General features: G+C 64.1%; 14 protein-coding genes. 9 read left to right on the top strand and 5 right to left on the bottom strand.

The window, feature by feature from the left end; translation table 11 throughout:
- Positions 1-43: 43 nt before the first annotated feature.
- From RBA41_RS18025 to prpR, 3 genes are all read right to left on the bottom strand, one after another.
- Positions 44-1,246, bottom strand: a complete 1,203-nt coding sequence (locus tag RBA41_RS18025; protein WP_306625573.1) for a trans-sulfuration enzyme family protein — start codon at positions 1,244-1,246, stop codon at positions 44-46.
- On the bottom strand, positions 1,243-2,619 hold the full coding sequence (locus RBA41_RS18020; RefSeq protein WP_306625571.1) for a pyridoxal-phosphate dependent enzyme: 1,377 nt from the start codon (positions 2,617-2,619) through the stop codon (positions 1,243-1,245). Before RBA41_RS18020 ends, RBA41_RS18025 begins: the two co-directional genes overlap by 4 nt.
- A gap of 155 nt (positions 2,620-2,774) precedes the next feature.
- Positions 2,775-4,379, bottom strand: a complete 1,605-nt coding sequence (prpR, locus tag RBA41_RS18015; protein ID WP_306625570.1) for a propionate catabolism operon regulatory protein PrpR — start codon at positions 4,377-4,379, stop codon at positions 2,775-2,777.
- Between the two features lie 228 nt (positions 4,380-4,607).
- On the opposite strand from prpR, the gene prpB reads away from it, so the two are divergent.
- From prpB to RBA41_RS17990, 5 genes are all read left to right on the top strand, one after another.
- Complete coding sequence (gene prpB / locus RBA41_RS18010) at positions 4,608-5,492, top strand: methylisocitrate lyase (protein WP_167085510.1); 885 nt, start codon at positions 4,608-4,610, stop codon at positions 5,490-5,492.
- A gap of 32 nt (positions 5,493-5,524) precedes the next feature.
- Positions 5,525-6,691 (top strand): bifunctional 2-methylcitrate synthase/citrate synthase, encoded by a 1,167-nt coding sequence (gene prpC / locus RBA41_RS18005; RefSeq protein ID WP_306625569.1) that lies wholly within the window; start codon positions 5,525-5,527, stop codon positions 6,689-6,691.
- 20 nt (positions 6,692-6,711) lie between these two features.
- A complete protein-coding gene (acnD, locus tag RBA41_RS18000) occupies positions 6,712-9,309 on the top strand; it encodes a Fe/S-dependent 2-methylisocitrate dehydratase AcnD (RefSeq protein ID WP_306625568.1) in 2,598 nt (865 codons plus the stop codon).
- A complete protein-coding gene (prpF, locus tag RBA41_RS17995; RefSeq protein WP_306625567.1) occupies positions 9,309-10,499 on the top strand; it encodes a 2-methylaconitate cis-trans isomerase PrpF in 1,191 nt (396 codons plus the stop codon). The genes acnD and prpF overlap by 1 nt, the downstream gene beginning before the upstream one ends.
- A 177-nt stretch (positions 10,500-10,676) precedes the next feature.
- On the top strand, positions 10,677-14,291 hold the full coding sequence (locus tag RBA41_RS17990) for a sensor domain-containing protein (RefSeq protein ID WP_306625566.1): 3,615 nt from the start codon (positions 10,677-10,679) through the stop codon (positions 14,289-14,291).
- Positions 14,292-14,399: 108 nt separating this feature from the next.
- On the opposite strand, the gene xth is transcribed toward RBA41_RS17990, so the two are convergent.
- Complete coding sequence (gene xth, locus RBA41_RS17985) at positions 14,400-15,170, bottom strand: exodeoxyribonuclease III (RefSeq protein ID WP_306625565.1); 771 nt, start codon at positions 15,168-15,170, stop codon at positions 14,400-14,402.
- Positions 15,171-15,644: 474 nt separating this feature from the next.
- On the opposite strand from xth, the gene RBA41_RS17980 reads away from it, so the two are divergent.
- From RBA41_RS17980 to RBA41_RS17965, 4 genes are all read left to right on the top strand, one after another.
- Complete coding sequence (locus RBA41_RS17980) at positions 15,645-16,022, top strand: phiTE_015 family protein (RefSeq protein WP_099881518.1); 378 nt, start codon at positions 15,645-15,647, stop codon at positions 16,020-16,022.
- Positions 16,022-16,210 (top strand): DUF1653 domain-containing protein, encoded by a 189-nt coding sequence (locus tag RBA41_RS17975; protein WP_306625564.1) that lies wholly within the window; start codon positions 16,022-16,024, stop codon positions 16,208-16,210. The genes RBA41_RS17980 and RBA41_RS17975 overlap by 1 nt, the downstream gene beginning before the upstream one ends.
- A gap of 76 nt (positions 16,211-16,286) precedes the next feature.
- Positions 16,287-16,754, top strand: a complete 468-nt coding sequence (locus tag RBA41_RS17970) for a CreA family protein (RefSeq protein ID WP_374709568.1) — start codon at positions 16,287-16,289, stop codon at positions 16,752-16,754.
- An 86-nt stretch (positions 16,755-16,840) separates the two neighbouring features.
- Positions 16,841-17,293 carry a hypothetical protein gene (locus RBA41_RS17965; protein WP_306625561.1) on the top strand — a complete coding sequence of 151 codons (453 nt, stop codon included), beginning with the start codon at positions 16,841-16,843 and terminating at the stop codon, positions 17,291-17,293.
- A gap of 82 nt (positions 17,294-17,375) precedes the next feature.
- On the opposite strand, the gene RBA41_RS17960 is transcribed toward RBA41_RS17965, so the two are convergent.
- Complete coding sequence (locus tag RBA41_RS17960) at positions 17,376-18,869, bottom strand: leucyl aminopeptidase (protein WP_306625560.1); 1,494 nt, start codon at positions 18,867-18,869, stop codon at positions 17,376-17,378.
- Positions 18,870-18,902 lie beyond the last annotated feature (33 nt).

Genomic DNA, 18,902 nt, shown 5'->3' with positions numbered 1-18,902 from the left:
CACCGCCTTCATCTGCGACGGCGATGCCGGCAGCTGAGAGACCTCAGATTGCCGCGAGCGCGGCGCGCAAGTCGTCGCGCAGGTCTTCCACGTGCTCCACGCCGACCGACAGGCGCACCAGCCCATCGCTGATGCCGAGCAGTGCGCGCTGCGCTGGCGGAATGGTCGCATGCGTCATCAGGGCAGGGTGCTCGATCAGGCTTTCGACGCCGCCCAGGCTCTCGGCCAGGGTGAACACGTCGCAGCGTTCCAGGAAGCGGCGCGCTCCGGCCAGGTCGGTATTGAGCTGCAGCGAGATGATGCCGCCGAAGCCGTTCATCTGGCGCTTGGCCAGTGCGTGCTGCGGATGCGATGCCAGGCCCGGGTAGTACACCCGCCCGACCTTCGGCTCTTTTTCCAGCCATTCGGCCAGGTCCAGCGCGCTGGCGCAGTGGCGCTCCAGGCGCAGCGCCAGTGTTTTGATCCCGCGCAGGACCAGGAAGCTGTCGAACGGACCCTGGATCGCCCCCACCGAATTTTGCAAAAAGCCCAACTGCTCGGCCCATGCCGCCTGATGCTCGCCCGCGCCCACCACGGCGATGCCGCCGATGACGTCCGAATGGCCGTTCATGTATTTGGTTGTCGAGTGCACCACGATGTCCATGCCCAGTTCCAGCGGACGCTGGACGATCGGGCTGGCGAAGGTGTTGTCGCACACCGAAATGATGCCGCGTGCGCGGCAGATGTCGCCGATGGCTTTCAGGTCGGCCAGCTTGAGCATCGGGTTGGTCGGCGTTTCGACCCACACCATGCGCGTTTCCGGACGCAGCGCCGCCAGCAGGGCGGCCGGATCGGTCAGGTCGACATAGGTAAAATCGTGGCCCGCGCTGCGCCGCCGCACGCGCTCGAACAGGCGGTAGGTGCCGCCGTACATATCGTCGCCGGCGATGATGTGCGAGCCGGCATCGGCCAGTTCCAGCACCGTCGAAATGGCGGCCAGTCCGGAAGCGAAGGCGAACGCCTGCGCGCCGCCTTCCAGGTCGGCCACGCAGCGCTCCAGCGCCCAGCGGGTCGGGTTGTGCGAACGGCCGTAATCGAGTCCCTTGTGCACGCCCGGGCTTTCCTGCACGTAGGTGGAGGTGGCGTAAATCGGCGGCATGACCGCGCCGGTTGACGGATCGGGCGACTGGCCGCCGTGGATCACGCGCGTGGAGAGATGTTTTTTGCTGGTGGAGTCGGTCACGGGTTTGCTCACAGAGTTGCTCACGATAGTGTCCTGCGCAAGTGGTTAAGAAGGTCGAAGCGGGTAATCAGGCCATAGAAATGGCCTTCGTCGCTGATCACGGCGGTCAGGCCGCGGTCGAGTATATCGCGCAGTTCGGCCATGCTGGCGGATGGGCGCAATGTCTGCAGTTCCGATGTCATGGTGCTGCCGACCTGGTCGCGAAAGCGGGTGGCGTCGCCTGTCACATGCAGCAGCAGGTCCGACTCGTCGAGAATGCCGGCCAGGCGGCCATTGTCGGTCACCGGCAACTGCGCCAGGTCGGCGCTGCGCATGCGGTTGAATGCCGTGAGCAGCGTGTCGGACGGCGCCACGGTGACCACCTCGCCATCGTCGAAGCGGCGGCCGATCAGGTCGCGCAGGTCGCCCAGGGCAGGGCGCTGCAGCAGGCCCTGGTCGACCATCCAGCCGTCGCTGTACACCTTGGTCAGGTAGCGCGTGCCGGTGTCGCAGACAAAAGTCATCACGTTTTTCGGCGTGGTCTGCGCGCGGCAGTAGCGCAGCGCGGCGGCCAGCAGGGTGCCGCTCGACGAACCGGCCAAAATGCCTTCTTCGCGCAGCAGCATGCGCGCGCTGCCGAAGCTGTCTTCATCGCTGATGGTGTAGGCGCTTTTCACGCGCGACAGGTCGGCGATGGCGGGAATGAAGTCTTCGCCGATGCCTTCCACCGCCCACGAACCGGCGTCGTCGCGCAGCACGCCGGTGTTGATATAGTCGGCCAGGATGGAACCCTCGGGATCGGCCAGCACGAATTCCAGCTTGGGCTGCACCGTTTCAAAATAACGCGACAGGCCGCTCAGGGTGCCGGACGAGCCGACGCCGACCACGATGGCGTCGAGATCGTGGCCGGTCTGCTCCCACAGCTCCGGACCGGTGGTGCGCTGGTGCGCCAGCGGGTTGGCCGGGTTGTTGAACTGGTCGGCAAACCACGAGCCGGGAATCTCGCGCGCCAGGCGCGCCGCGACATCCTGGTAGTACTCCGGATGACCCTTGCCCACGTCGGAGCGGGTCAGGTGGATTTCGGCGCCCAGGGCTTTGAGGTGCAGGATTTTTTCGATCGCCATTTTGTCGGGCACGACCAGCACCACGCGGTAGCCTTTCAGGCGCGCGACCAGGGCCAGGCCGAGGCCCGTATTGCCGGCGGTCGCTTCGACCACGACACCGCCCGGTTTCAGGCTGCCATCGGCTTCAGCCGCTTCGATCATGGCGCGGCCGATGCGGTCCTTGATGGAGCCGCCGGGGTTTTGCGATTCGAGTTTGAGGAACAGGCGGCACGGGCCGGTGTCGATGCGGGTCACTTCGATCAGCGGGGTGTTGCCGATCAGGGAAAACAGGGCGGGCTGCGGTGCGGATGACATGAGAACCTCCGAAAGCCGGTTCCGGCAGCCTCGTGGGCAGCCGCTCCGGCGGAAAAAGGGCGGATCATAGGCGCGTCTTTACGGCATTGGAACGAATGATTTTATGCTTCGATATACGAATTCTGATGCGATTTGCGCAAAAGTCGGCATTCCTGTCAGCCGCCCGATTTCAACTTGCGCCACAACGTCGTCCGGCTGATGCCCAGATGCGCAGCCGCCTCCTCGCGCCGGCCGCCGAAGCGCGCCAGCACCTGTTCCACCGTTTCAGCCGCCGGCACCGGCACGGCCAGCGCCGCCTGACCATCGCGGCCCAATTCCGGCGCAACCGACAGCACAAACGCCGGCGTCAATGCCTGCAAAGGCTCGGCCGCCAAGAACAGCGCCACCCGTTCCATCAGGTTGCGCAGTTCGCGCACATTGCCCGGCCAGCCGTAGCGCTCCAGCAGCGGCGCGCAGCCCGCCATTTCGGCATGCAGGTTCGGATGCGGCCGCGCGCCCAGCGCCGCCAGCGCATTCTTGAGCGACCACTCGGCCAGCGCCACCACATCGCCCACGCGCTCGCGCAGCGGCGGCAACGCCAGGCGCAGCACGGCAAGACGGTAAAACAGATCGGCCCGAAAGCGTCCCTCGCGCACCCGCTGTTCCAGGTCGCAGTGGGTGGCGCTGACCACGCGTACATTGATCGCAATCGGGCGCGTACCGCCGACCCGCACCACCTCGCGCTCTTCCAGCACGCGCAGCAGGCGCGTTTGCAGCGGCAGCGGCATTTCGCCGATCTCGTCGAGAAACAGCGTGCCGCGGTTGGCGGCTTCGAACAAGCCCGCATGGCCGCCGCGGCGCGCGCCGGTGAACGCGCCTTCCTCGTGTCCGAACAGTTCCGATTCCAGCAGCGACTCGGCCACCGCGCCGCAGTTGACGGCCACGAACGGCCGGTTTGCGCCCAGGCTGCGCGGGCTTTCGGGGTGAATCGCTTGCGCCACCAACTCCTTGCCGGTGCCGGTTTCGCCCTGGATCAGCACCGTGGCGGGCGAGCGCGCATACAGCACCACCGCCTGGCGCAGGGTCTCCATGGCTTGCGATTCGCCACGCAAATCGTTCAGCCCATGCCGTGTGCGCAAGGTGTCGGCGACCACCGGGCGCCGGCCGCTGTTCGATTCGAGCTGGGTCAGGCGCGCCAGTTCCAGCGCATCGTCGAAGGCCTGGCGGATCGACGCGGCCGAATACACGAAGACGCCGGTCAGTCCCGCTTCTTCGGCCAGGTCGGTGATCAGGCCCGCACCGACGATCGCCTCGATCCCGGCCGCTTTCAGGTCGTTGATCTGGGCGCGTGCGTCTTCTTCGGTGACGTAGGTGCGCTGCGCGATGGAAAAGCCGAACGTGCCGGCAAATTCGGCCAGTTCGGGCAGCTGCTGCTGGTAAGTGATGACGCCGATGCGCGCCGATACGCGGCGCGCGCGCGCCAGCGCCTGCATCATGTCGAAGCCGCTGGCCTTGGCGATCACCACCGGCACCGACACGCGGCCTTTCAGGTAAGCCGCGTTCGAGCCGGCCGCGATCACCACGTCGCAGCGTTCGTTGGCCATGCGCTCGCGGATATGGCGGGCGGCGTCGTCGAAGCCAAGGTTGACCGGCTCGATCGCCGCCAGGTGGTCGTATTCGAGCGTGATGTCGCGGAACAGGTCGGACAGGCGCGATACGGAAACGGTCCAGATGACCGGTTTGTCGTGGGCGTCGCCAGCAGTGCGGGAAGAATAGGGCATGTTTCAATTGTACCGTATTGGTGTTTCGACGTTTCACGATGAAACATGGATGAAACATGCTTGCCCAGCACTATTTCCGACAAGCTCGTTTTGATTTAGCGCAAGCTATTGAATGTAAAGCCGTTTCCGGCATTCCCTCCCTGTCCATCGGCCTTCAGCATCGGTGGCACGCCGCTTGCAATGCTGTCAGGGTCGTCTGTTTAACGCATCATCCCCAGGAGAAACGTAATGAGAGAATCACGAGGCGCGATGTTCCGCCGCGCAGTCCAGGAAGAGTCCCCATTGCAGGTCGTCGGCACCATCACCGCCTACACCGCGCGCATGGCCGAACAAACCGGCTACAAGGCCGTGTACCTGTCCGGTGGCGGCGTGGCCGCCAACTCGCTCGGCATGCCGGACCTCGGCATCAGCACCATGGACGACGTGATCACCGATGCCCAGCGCATCACCGACACCTGCGGCCTGCCGCTGATGGTCGATATCGACACCGGCTGGGGCGGCGCCTTCAACATCGCGCGCACGATCCGCCACATGATCCGCGCCGACGTGGCGGCGGTACACATGGAAGACCAGGTTTCGGCCAAGCGCTGCGGCCACCGCCCGGGCAAGGAGATCGTCAGCAAGGAAGAAATGGTCGACCGCATCAAGGCCGCCGTGGACGCCCGCCATGACGAAAGCTTCGTCATCATGGCGCGCACCGATTCGCTTGCCGTCGAAGGGCTGAACGCCGCCATCGACCGCGCCTGCGCGTACGTCGAAGCCGGCGCCGACATGATCTTCCCGGAAGCGATCACCAAACTGGAGATGTACAGCCAGGTGCGCGACGCGGTCAAGGTGCCGATCCTCGCCAACCTGACCGAATTCGGCGCGACGCCGCTGTTCACGCTCGACGAACTGCGCTCGGCCAAGGTCGATATCGCCCTGTACTGCTGCGGCGCCTACCGCGCCATGAACGCGGCGGCCCTGAATTTCTACAAGACGCTGCGCGCCGAAGGCACCCAGAAAAACGTCGTATCGACCATGCAAAGCCGCATGGAGCTGTACGACTACCTCGGCTACCACGAGTACGAGCAAAAGCTCGACTCGCTGTTCGCCCAGGGTAAAGAAAAGTAATCACACTAATTAAGAAGAATCGCGGAGTTCACATGACTGACATCACCACCCCGGCCGAAGCCGTTCCATTCAAGCCGAAAAAATCGGTCGCGTTGTCCGGCGTCACCGCCGGTAACACCGCACTGTGCTCGGTCGGCAAAACCGGCAACGACCTGCACTATCGCGGCTACGACATCCTCGATGTCGCCGACAGCTGCGAATTCGAAGAAATCGCCTACCTGCTGGTGCACGGCAAACTGCCGAACGACGGCGAACTGCGTGGCTACAAGGCGCACCTGAAATCGATGCGCGGCCTGCCGCAGGCGGTCAAGAGCGCGCTCGAAGCGCTGCCGGCATCGAGCCATCCGATGGACGTGATGCGCACCGGCGTCTCGACCCTCGGCTGCGTGCTGCCTGAAAAAGACGACCACAACGTGCCCGGCGCGCGCTCGATCGCCGACCGCCTGATGGCGTCCTTCGGCTCGATGCTGCTGTACTGGTACCACTTCAGCCACAACGGCCGCCGCATCGAAACCGAAACCGACGACGACTCGATCGGCGGCCACTTCCTGCACCTGCTGCACGGCTTCAAGCCGCCCGAGGCCTGGGTCAAGGCGATGCACACCTCGCTGATCTTGTATGCGGAGCACGAGTTCAATGCCTCGACCTTCACCGCGCGCGTGATCGCCGGCACCGGTTCCGATATCCACTCGGCCATCACCGGCGCGATCGGCGCGCTGCGCGGTCCGAAACACGGCGGCGCCAACGAAGTCGCGCTCGATATCCAGAAGCGCTACGAGAACCCGGACGAAGCCGAAGCCGACATCCGCAACCGCGTCGCCAACAAGGAAGTGGTGATCGGTTTCGGCCACCCGGTCTACACCGTGTCCGACCCGCGCAATAAAGTCATCAAGGAAGTGGCGCGCTCGCTGTCCGAAAGCGCCGGTTCGACCAAGATGTTCGACATCGCCGAGCGACTGGAAACCGTCATGTGGGAAGTCAAGAAGATGTTCCCGAACCTGGACTGGTTCTCCGCCGTGTCGTACCACATGATGGGCGTGCCGACCGCGATGTTCACGCCGCTGTTCGTGATTTCGCGCACCTCCGGCTGGGCCGCCCACGTGATCGAGCAGCGCATCGACAACAAGATCATCCGCCCGAGCGCCAACTACGTCGGCCCGGACGACCTGACGTTCGTGCCGCTGGCCGAGCGCAAGTAATCAGTAAGCAAGGAATCGATATGAACACGAATCACCGCAAAAACCTGCCGGGCACCAAACTCGATTACTTCGACGCGCGCGCCGCGGTCGACGCCATCGCGCCTGGCGCCTACGACAAGCTGCCGTACACCTCGCGCGTGCTGGCCGAAAACCTGGTGCGCCGTTGCGACCCGCCGACCTTGAACGCCTCGCTGGGTCAACTGATCGAGCGCAAGCGCGACCTGGACTTCCCGTGGTTTCCGGCGCGCGTGGTCTGCCACGACATCCTCGGCCAGACCGCGCTGGTCGACCTGGCCGGCCTGCGCGACGCGATTGCCCTGCAGGGCGGTGATCCGGCCCTGGTCAACCCGGTGGTGCCGACCCAGCTGGTGGTCGACCATTCGCTGGCGGTCGAATGCGGCGGGTTCGATCCCGACGCGTTCGACAAGAACCGCGCCATCGAGGATCGCCGCAATGAAGACCGTTTCGACTTCATCAACTGGACCAAGAAGGCGTTCAAGAATGTCGACGTCATCCCGCCGGGTAACGGCATCCTGCACCAGATCAATCTGGAGCGCATGTCGCCGGTGGTCCAGGTGCAGGGCGGCGTGGCCTTCCCCGACACCCTGGTCGGCACCGATTCGCACACCCCGATGGTCGACGCGCTCGGCGTGATCGCGATCGGCGTTGGCGGCCTGGAAGCCGAAAGCGTGATGCTGGGCCGCGCCTCGTGGATGCGCCTGCCCGACATCATCGGCGTCGAGCTGACCGGCAAACCGCAGCCGGGCATCACCGCCACCGACACGGTGCTGGCGCTGACCGAATTCCTGCGCCAGCAGAAGGTCGTGTCGTCCTATCTCGAGTTCTACGGCGAAGGCGCCGCACACCTGACCCTGGGCGACCGCGCGACGATCTCCAACATGGCGCCGGAATACGGGTCGACTGCCGCGATGTTCTACATCGACGAGCAGACCATCAAGTACCTCAAGCTCACCGGCCGCGACGACGAACTGGTCAAGCTGGTCGAGCTGTATGCGAAGCACACCGGTTTGTGGGGCGAGTCGCTCAAGAGCGCCGAGTACGAGCGTGTGCTGCGCTTCGACCTGTCGTCGGTGGTGCGTACCATCGCCGGCCCGTCCAATCCGCACAACCGCGTGCCGACATCGGAACTGGCCGCGCGCGGCATCAGCGGCGTGGTCGAAAACGAGCCGGGCCTGATGCCCGACGGCGCCGTCATCATCGCGGCCATTACCAGCTGCACCAACACCAACAACCCGCGCAACATGATCGCCGCCGGCCTGATCGCGCGTAACGCCAACAAGCTTGGCCTGACGCGCAAGCCGTGGGTCAAGAGTTCGCTGGCGCCGGGCTCCAAGGCCGTCACCCTGTACCTGGAAGACGCGGGCCTGATGCGCGAACTGGAAACGCTCGGCTTCGGTGTCGTCGCTTACGCCTGCACCACCTGCAACGGCATGTCCGGGGCACTCGATCCGGTGATTCAAAAGGAAGTGGTGGAGCGCGACCTGTACGCCACCGCCGTCCTGTCGGGCAACCGCAACTTCGACGGCCGCATCCACCCGTACGCGAAACAGGCATTCCTGGCGTCGCCGCCGCTGGTGGTGGCCTACGCGATCGCCGGCACGATCCGCTTCGACATCGAGAAGGACGTGCTGGGCGTCGGCGCCGATGGCAAGCCGGTCACGCTCAAGGATATCTGGCCGAGCGACGAGGAGATCGACGCACTGGTGGCGTCCAGCGTCAAGCCGGCGCACTTCCACAAGGTCTACATTCCGATGTTCGCCAAGCAGGAAGACGACGGCATCAAGGTCAGCCCACTGTACGACTGGCGTCCGAATACCACCTACATCCGGCGTCCGCCGTACTGGGAAGGCGCGCTGGCCGGTGTTCGCACGCTGGCCGGCATGCGTCCGCTCGCGGTCCTGGGCGACAACATCACCACCGACCACCTGTCGCCGTCGAACGCGATCATGCTCGATTCCGCAGCCGGCGAATACCTGGCCAAGATGGGCCTGCCGGAGGAAGACTTCAATTCCTACGCCACCCACCGCGGCGACCACCTGACCGCGCAGCGCGCCACCTTCGCCAATCCGACCCTGAAAAACGAGATGGTCGTGGTCGACGGTAAGGTCAAGGCAGGCTCGCTGGCGCGCATCGAACCGGAAGGCACGGTCACCCGCATGTGGGAAGCGATCCAGACCTACATGGAGCGCAAGCAGCCGCTGATCATCATTGCCGGCGCCGACTACGGCCAGGGTTCCTCGCGCGACTGGGCCGCCAAGGGCGTGCGCCTGGCCGGCGTGGAAGCCATCGTGGCCGAAGGCTTCGAGCGCATCCACCGCACCAACCTGGTGGGCATGGGCGTGCTGCCGCTGGAGTTCGAACCTGGCGTGAACCGCATCACCCTGGCGATCGACGGCAGCGAAACCTTCAGCGTGCTGGGCGAGCGCACCCCGCGCGCCACGCTCACCCTGGTGATCACGCACGTCTCCGGCGACACGGTCGAAGTGCCGGTCATCTGCCGTCTGGACACCGCCGAGGAAGTGGCGATCTACGAAGCCGGCGGCGTGCTGCAGCGCTTCGCCCAGGACTTCCTCGAATCGACCGTAAAGGCGGCATGATGGCGCACGTACCTCAAATCCGGATTCCCGCCACGTATATGCGCGGCGGCACCAGCAAGGGTGTGTTCTTCCGCCTGCAAGACCTGCCCGAAGCGGCGCAGGTGGCCGGCGCCGCGCGCGACGCGCTGCTGCTGCGCGTGATCGGCAGCCCCGACCCCTACGGCAAGCAGATCGACGGCATGGGCGGCGCCACGTCGAGCACCAGCAAGACGGTGATTTTGTCGAAGAGCGAAAAACCCGGTCACGACGTCGACTACCTGTTCGGCCAGGTCGCCATCGACAAGGCCTTTGTCGACTGGAGCGGCAACTGCGGCAACCTGTCGGCAGCCGTCGGCTCGTTCGCCATCGGCGCGGGGCTGGTGGACGCCGCCCGCATTCCGCACGATGGCGTGGCCGTGGTGCGCATCTGGCAGGCCAACATCGGCAAGACCATCATCGCGCACGTGCCGGTGACCGGCGGCGCGGTGCAGGAAACGGGCGCCTTCGAGCTCGATGGCGTCACTTTTCCGGCTGCCGAAGTGCAGCTCGAATTCATGGACCCGGCGGCGGAAGAAGAGGGCGCCGGCGGCGCCATGTTCCCGACCGGGCACGTGGTCGACGACCTGGACGTGCCGGGATTGGGCACCCTCAGGGCCACCATGATCAACGCCGGCATCCCGACCATTTTCGTCGATGCGCAGGCCATCGGCTACACCGGCACCGAGCTGCAGGACGCGATCAATGGCGACCCGAAGGCGCTGGCCATGTTCGAATCGATCCGCGCGCACGGGGCTGTGCGCATGGGTCTCATCAGGCACGTGGACGAAGCGGCCACGCGCCAGCACACGCCCAAGGTGGCGTTCGTGGCACCGCCGGCGGCCTACGTGTCCTCGAGCGGCAAGCAGGTCGCCGCGGCCGATATCGACCTGCTGGTGCGCGCCATGTCGATGGGGAAGCTGCACCACGCGATGATGGGCACCGCCGCAGTGGCCATCGGTACCGCGGCAGCCATTCCCGGCACCCTGGTCAGCCTGGCCGCCGGTGGCGGCGAGCGCAGCGCCGTGCGTTTCGGCCATCCGTCCGGCACCCTGCGCGTGGGCGCCGAAGCGACCCAGGTCGATGGCGACTGGCGCGTCGCCAAGGCCATCATGAGCCGCAGCGCGCGTGTGCTGATGGAAGGATGGGTACGGGTACCCGGCGACGCCTTCTGAGGCCTCTGGCGCCCTTGCGCGGCCCGCGATGACGATCTGTCAAGGCCCGCCACGCACACCGCGTGGCGGGCCTGTCTGTTTTTTGGCGTTTTCGCCAATAATCGGCCCAATTGTGGTTTATGATCGGCTGTCCGCTGCCCGCCACGGAGGCGCCGGAACTATGCCGTAGTGGGGGACATGGATCGCGTATTCACCAAACCTGATTTCGTCGCTGAAGCGCTCGAGCTGATCGCGTCGCCCGCCTGTGCATGCGATGCGCACGGCATCGTCCATGCCTGCAACGCGGCCTTGTGCGGCCTGCTCGGCATCAATCCCTCGGGCCAGTCCCTGGTTGGTCTTTTTTCCCCTGCCATGCGCGAGGATGCCGCGCTGCGCATGCGCGGCGCCGCCGACCAGCTGTGGGAGAGTGCGCTGCACGCCGGTGGCAACGACATCGCCGTCCAGGTGCTGACCAAGCCGCTGCCGGCCGGCGGCGCCACCTTCGTGTTCACCGATATCCGCCGCTTCGACCGCGACCAGGCCGCTCTGCGCACAACGCTGCTCGAACAGAAGGCGATTTTCGACAACGCCGCCGTCGGCATCATCCTCAGTAAAAACCGCGTGATCTGCGAATGCAATATCCGCGCCGCCGAGATTTTCGGCTACACCGCCGATGACCTGATCGGCCTGGCCACCATCACCGTTTTCCCCAGCCCGCACAGCTACGAGCAAATGAGCAGCGAGGCGGGTCCGAGGCTTGCCGCCGGCGGCTCCTACGCCGGCGAAGTGCGCCTGCGCCGCAAGGATGGCGTGCTGCTCTGGTGCCGCCTGTACGGACGCGCGGTCGATCCGCGCGACGAGTCGCACGGCACGATCTGGATCGTCGAAGACATCGACGAACTGCACCAGAACGAAACGCGCCTGCGCCGCGCGCTGCTCGAAATGCAGGCGATCATGGACAACGCCCCGCTGGGTATCGCCTTCCAGCGCGACAACTGCATCCTGCGCTACAATCACCAGTTCGGCCGCTACTTCGGCTTTGCCGGCGAGACGGGGCTCGGCCACGGCGCCGCCGAACTGTTTGCCTCCGGCGCCGGCTACGAGGCCATGCGGCAGGAGGCGCTGCCGCTGCTGCGCGCCGGCCGTCCCTACCAGTGCGACATCGAAATGCTGCGCCAGGACGGCAGCACCTTCTGGGCGCATGCCTACATCTACGCCATCAACGCCGGGCGCGGCAAGCAGGACACCATCTGGATCGTGGACGACCGCAGTGCGCAAAAAGCGGCCGACGAGGCGACCCGCCAGCTGCTGCTGGAGCAGAAGGCGATTCTCGACAACGCCTCGGTCGGCATCCTGTTCAGCCGCAATGGCATCATGTTGTCCTGTAACCCGCGCATGGCCGACATGTTCGGCTACTCGCGCGACGAGATGACGGGCAGGCCGGCGGTGGAGGTGTTCCCGTCGCCCGAGGCGTACCAGCAGTTCGGCTACGAAGCCGGGCCGCTGCTTGGCAAAGGGCTGCCGTTCGAGAAGGCCGAATACCAGTTCCGCCAGCGCGACGGCACCCTGTTCTGGTGCCGCGTGCGCGCGCAGACGGTCGACGCCGAGCGGCGCGAGGAAGGCACCATCTGGATTCTCGAAGACGTGACCGAAGCGCGCCAGACCCTGATCGAGGTGCAGGCGATCATGACCAATGCCTCGGTCAGCATCCTGTTCACCAAGAACCGCGTCATCACGCGCTACAACCGGGGCTTTGCCGACATGTTCGGCTATGCCGGCAACGAAGGCCTCGGCCTGCCGGGCCGCGCGCTGTACCCCAGCGACGAGGCCTACGCCGCCATCGGCGCGGCGGCAGGACCGCTGCTCTCGGTCGGCAAACCGTTTCATACCGAAGTCGAGATGGCGCGCAAGGACGGCAGCACCCTGTGGGCGCAGCTGATCGCCTACGTCGTCAATCCGTCCGAGCCGGGGCAGGGCACGATCTGGATCATCGAAGACCGCACCGACGCCAAGCGCGCCGAGGAATCGCTGCGCAACGCGCTGCTGGAAAACCAGGCCATCCTCGACAGCGCGGTGCTCGGCATCGCGGTGATCGAACACGGCACCAACCTGCGCTGCAACGCCAAGATGGAAGAACTGTTCGGCTACGGGCCGGGCGAAGTGGCGGGAATGTCGGTGCGCGCCCTGTACCCCGACCGCGAAAGCTGGGACCTGGCGCGTGGCGAGACCGCGCGCGACTTCCGCGAGGGGCGGGTCCACATGGCCGAGTACCGTCTGGTGCGCAAGGATGGCAGCACGTTCTGGGCGCGCCTGTCGGGGCGTCCGTTCGACCTGGCGCATGCGACCGGCCGCTCGGTGTGGCTGGTCGACGACGTGACCGCGCGGCGCGAGGCCGGCGAAGCGGTGCGGCGCGCGCGCGACGAACTGGAGGTGCGGGTGCTGGAGCGCACCGCCGAACTGGCGGGCGCCAATGCGCTGCTGCAGGGCGAGATCGTCGAACGGCGCCAGGCCGAAGCGCGGGTCAACCACATGGCCTATCACGACAGCCTGACCGGCCTGCCCAACCGCGCCTTGCTGTCCGACCGGCTGGACCATGCGATGCTCGGGGTGAAGCGCTCCGGCAGCAAGCTGGCCGTCATGTTCATCGACCTTGACCGCTTCAAGACCATCAACGATTCGCTGGGCCACCTGATGGGCGACCGCCTGCTCAAGGAAGTAGCCGGGCGCCTGTGCAACGCGGTGCGTGGCAGCGACACCGTGGCGCGCCTGGGCGGCGACGAATTCGTGGTGCTGGTGCCGGGGATCGACGGTCCGGCCGAAAGCACCCAGGTGGCCGAAAAGATCATTGCCGTGCTGGCGCAGTCGTTTCCGGTCGACGGACGCCTGCTGCATATCACGCCATCGATCGGCATCTGCATGTATCCCGACGATGGCGGCGATGTCGCGACCTTGATGCGGCATGCAGATGCTGCCATGTATCACGCCAAAGCCAATGGCCGCAACAACTACCAGTACTTCACCGAGCGCATGAACCTCGCGGCGGCGCAGCACTTCGAGCTCGAAAGCGCGCTGCGCGGCGCGCTGGCGCAGGAAGAATTCGAGCTGTTTTACCAGCCGATCATCGACATCGGCACGCGCCGGGTGCACACGATGGAAGTGCTGCTGCGCTGGCGCCGTCCGGGGCACGGGCTGGTGCTGCCGGATCACTTCATCCCCATCATCGAAGAAAATGGCTTGATCGTGCCAATTGGCGAATGGGTGATGCGGCGCGCGTGCGAGCAAAGCATGGCGTGGCAGCGGCAGGGGATGACGGCGGTGCCGCTGGCGGTCAATCTGTCGCCGCGCCAGTTCATGCACCGCGGGCTGATCGAATCGATCCGGCGCGTGCTCGACGAAACCGGAATCGACCCGGCGCTGATCGAATTCGAAATCACCGAAACGGCGCTGATGCAGCATGGCGAGCAGACGCTGGACATTCTGGGGCAGATCAACGGCATGGGCATCCGCCTGTCGATCGACGATTTCGGCACGGGCTATTCGAGCCTGGCGTACCTGAAGCGCTTCCCGGTCAAGAAGATCAAGATCGACCGTGCCTTCATCAAGGACCTGGAAGAGAGCACCGAAGACCGCGCGATCGTGGCGGCCATCATGGCGCTGTCGAACAGCCTGCAGCTGTCGGTGGTGGCCGAGGGTGTCGAAACCGAAGCCCAGTACTCCCTGCTGAGCGGCCACGGCTGCCAGTACGCCCAGGGCTACCTGTTCGCCCAACCTGCCGCCGCCGCCCAGGCCCGCAGCCACCTCACCAGCAACTAATTGCTCAACCGGGGTCAGACCTCGATTAAGAAATGTTTCGAGTCGGAGGTCTGACCCCGGTTAGGAAATGTTTCGAGTCGGAGCTCTGACCCCGGTTAGGAAACTTTTTTAGTCGAGGGTGGCGATGACGGGGGCGTGGTCGGATGGCTGTTCCCATTTGCGTGGAACGCGGTCGATCGCGCACGCCGTGCAGCGCTTGGCCAGCGCATCGGAGAGCAAGATGTGGTCGATGCGCAGCCCTTTGTTTTTCTGATAACCGAGCTGCCGGTAATCCCACCAGCTGAACGATTTGTCGGCTTGCTCGAACAGGCGGAACGCGTCGGTCAGCCCCAGATCGACCAGCGCCGTCAGCGCCGCCCGCTCCTTGTCGGAACATAGCACCTGGCCAGCCCAGGCCAGCGGATCGTGCACGTCGCGGTCTTCCGGCGCGATGTTGTAGTCGCCCAGAATGGCCAGGCCGCCCTCGGCGTGCGCCCGCATTTCATCGGCCAGCCAGTCGCGCAGCGACGCCAGCCATGCCAGCTTGTACGCATACTTGTCGGTGTCCACCGCCTGGCCATTGGGCACGTATGCGCAAATGAAACGAACGCCGCCGATGGTTGCCGCAAGGATTCGCTGCTGCTCATCGGGAAACAGGGGATTGTTTCTGATGACATTAGTTAGTGGTAACTTCGACAAGATTGCGACACCGTTATAGGTTTTCTGTCCACTGAAGGCAACTTCGTACCCCGCCGCATTAATTTCAGAAAACGGGAACTTATCGTCCGTGAGTTTTGTCTCTTGTAGGCAAAGTACGTCGACGGGATTGGCTTCAAGCCATTGCAGTAAGTGAGCAAGTCGTACTTTGAGGGAATTAACATTCCAGGTTGCTATTTTCATGGAGGGTCTCGGACGGCCATTGAGGCTAAAAACAGGCAGTATCGCGTTAAATGTGCCGTTCATGCAAGAACATGCTCTTAGTTATCGAAATCGACCTTTCATGCAGTGAGCATACGCTTGTGTTATCAACACTTTTATCGAAAAAATACCGTGGAGATGTTAAACTTTGTTGTCCCCGAGATTTAACCGCTCGCAAGATGTAATTAGATGTAACAACAGGAAGACAAAACAACGATTTTGGACTATTGTTACTCATGGGGAATAAAAAATTGCATTCTTATAACGCACGGAGTAATATGTAGTTTATCGGGTCGGTGGTGGTGAGAACCAACGGTCCGAATCCGTAGCGTGAAGAGTTACACGCCCTTAATGTTTGTGGCGGTTTCATGACACAAACGGCAAGGTGGTACTAGTTGAAACAATTCTGTTTTGATTAGTGAAGAAATGCGAAGACAGCATTTGTAAAGGATTAAAATGCGAAGTGCATTTGAAGCATGGGCGCAGCGCGATGGTCATATCGTTCGACGCCGCGAAGATAAGCCCGATGAATATCTCGTGTTTGAAACACAACGTCGCTGGGTAATCTGGCAAGCGGCGCTGGCGCACGGCAAAACAGCCGCGGCGACAGCGAAATATTCGGCGCAAAAGGCCGCCTCGAAAGAGTCGGCTGATCCGGTACGCGCAAGCGCACCGGCGTCGGATGAAACCGCAGTGCGTAACCGGGTTCTCAATGAAGTCCTTGATGCTTTCAGTGACCTCGACGATACCGCTGGTATCGAAGGTGTTCTCAAGGTCATCCAGGGCTTGAAGAAGAAGCAGAAAGCTCTGGCCGAAGACAAGACCGAGAGTTGATGCAATACCGGCACTACAAGGGTGGCCTGTACGACTTAGTGTGCGTGGCCACTCTTGAATCGGATCTCTCGGAGATGATCGTGTATCGCGCAGCGGACGGTTCTATATGGACGCGGCCGAAAGACGTGTTCTTTCAACTGGTCGATGTCGACGGCATCCTGGTACCGCGCTTTGCGCCGGTTGCCTAGCCTTGCCTGCCCCTTGGGACGTATCCATCTCCAGCACCCATCTCCAGCACCTACCTCCAGGAATCAAACTATGCGAATGACCCGACTCGCACTGAGTCTCGCGCTGTCCGCTGCCGCCGCCGGCGCCGCTGCGGAAACCGTGGGCTCGGTCGATACCGCTTTCAAGCTGATTGGCCCCGACCACAAGGTCGTGGTCGAAGTATTCGACGACCCGGCTGTCCGCGGCGTGAGCTGCTACCTGTCGCGCGCCAAGACCGGCGGCATCAAGGGCGCCGTGGGCCTGGCCGAAGACAAGGCCGACTCGTCGGTGGCCTGCCGCCAGGTCGGTACGATCACCTTCAACGGCAAGATTCCACGCCAGGAGGAAGTCTTCAGCGAGCGCGCCTCGATCTTCTTCAAGCATGTGCGCGTGGTGCGCATGGTCGACACCAAGCGCAATGCGCTGGTCTACCTCGTGTATTCGGACCGCCTGATCGACGGCAGCCCGAAAAACAGCGTGACCGCCGTGCCGGTGCCGACCAGCCAGCCGATTCCGCTCAAGTAGCATTCATCGGGTAGTATTCAATATGGTATTCAGGAACCCTGGGCAGCTGCCGTAAACAGGTTGAAGAACTATTTTGGATGGAGATGATGGCGACTTTTTTACGGACAGGCGCGCTGGCGCTGCTGGCCGCCCTGGGCGGCTGCGCGACGATCAGCGAATCGAACCAGCAGACGCTGATGGTGCGCACCATCGCCGACAACCGCGAAATCGGCGGCGCCGGCTGCGTGCTGACCAACGACAAGGGCCGCTGGTTCGTCACTTCGCCCGGCCACGTGACCGTGCAAAAAAGCGCGGGCAACCTGTTCGTCGACTGTAAAAAGGATGGCGTGAGCGCCGGCCAGGATGTGGTTGCGTCCAGGGCCAATGCCAGCGCCACCGTGGGCAATGCGGTGCTGACCGCGGGCCTCGGTTATCTGCTCGACAAACGCACCGGCGCCGGTTTCGATTATCCCGAGACGCTGACGGTGCTGATGCGCCGCACCGGGGCGCCCGACTATCGGCATGCCCCGCCGGAGACGGCCGGCACCGCGCTGCACTAGCGCGCGACCAAAAAAAGCGGCCCGCGAGGCCGCTTTTTTATTGCTCGATGTGCCGCTTGCGGGCGCGCTTAAACCCGCGCGCTTAAACCCGATTGATCAGGAAGGTCGACAGCAGCGGCACGGGACGGCCGGTGGCGCCTTTTGCGCCGCCCGATTTCCATGCGGTGCCGGCGATGTCCAGATGCGCCCAGGTGTACTTGCGCGTGAAGTTCTCCAGGAAGCAGGCCGCCGTCACGCTGGCGCCGCCCGGCGTGCCGATGTTGGCCAGGTCCGCGAAGTTGGACTTGAGCTGTTCGTTGTAGACTTCCTCGATCGGCAGGCGCCACGCGGTGTCGCTCGCTGCCTTGCCGGCGGCGAGCAGTTCGCCCGCGAGCTTCTCGTGCGCGTCGTCGGTGCGGGTGAACAGGCCCGTGTTGTGATGGCCCAGTGCCACCACGCAGGCGCCGGTCAGGGTGGCGATGTCGATTACCGCGGCCGGGTTGAAACGCTCGCAGTAGGTCAACGCGTCGCACAGCACCAGGCGGCCTTCGGCGTCGGTATTGAGTACTTCGATGGTCAGGCCGTTCATCGACGTGACGATGTCGCCCGGCTTGGTGGCGCGGCCAGACGGCATGTTCTCGCACGCGGCGATGACGCCGATGACGTTCAGCTTCAGGCCCATTTCGCCGATCGCGCGGAAGGTGCCCAGCACCGACGCGGCGCCGCACATGTCGTACTTCATTTCATCCATGCCGGGACCGGCCTTGATCGAAATGCCGCCCGTGTCGAAGGTGATGCCTTTGCCGACCAATACCACCGGCGCATCCTTGGCCTTGCCGCCCATGTGCTTGAGGACGATGAACTTGGGTGCTTCTTCGCTGCCGTTGGTGACCGACAGGAAGCTGCCCATCTTGAGCGCCTGGAGCTGCTTGCGGTCCAGCACTTCGACGTCGAACTTGTAGTCCTTGGCCAGCTTGCGCGCCGTATCGGCCAGGTAGGTCGGGGTGCAGACGTTGGCCGACAGGTTGCCCAGTTCCTTGGTCAGGTCCATGCCGTTGGCGATCGCAATCGCCTGCGCCAGCGCGGTCTTGACGTCGGACGTGGCGTCGGCGGCCAGGGTGATCTTGCGCACGCCGGCGGGGGCAGGGTCCTTCTTGCTCTTCTGGCCATCGGTGCGGAAAACGCTCTCGTGGGCGGCGCAGACGATGGTGCGCACGGCCCAGCTGACGTCGCGCTCTTTCACATCCGTCATGGGTAGTGCGATAATGGCGTCCGCGGCGCCGAGCGAGGCGAAAGCCTTGAGCGTCGCGTTCACTGCGGAGGTGAAGCTTTTTTCGCTGACCGTTTCGTCGTTGCCCAGTCCGACCAGCAGTACGCGCGCCGCGCCGGTGCCGGAAATGCCGCGCAACAGCAGGGTCGAACCAGCCTTGCCGGTAATGTCGCCGGACTTGAGCGCAGCCGTGATTTCACCACCCTGGTCGAGGGCTTTTGCAGCCTGCGACAGTTTTTTGTTTTCGAATACCGCAACCGCGACGCATCCGGTTTTGGCCGACGTGATGGTGTTCTTTGTGTCGAATGCTTTTATGCTAAAGTCCATTTGAATCTCCGTTTCGTGTTTGTGACGCGCACT

Origin of the sequence: Massilia scottii (genome assembly GCF_030846495.1) — a bacterium.
Classification (GTDB): Bacteria; Pseudomonadota; Gammaproteobacteria; order Burkholderiales; family Burkholderiaceae_D; genus Telluria_A; species Telluria_A violaceinigra.
Note: the sequence above shows the minus strand (reverse complement) of the source record. Positions and strands in the feature narration are given on the sequence as shown.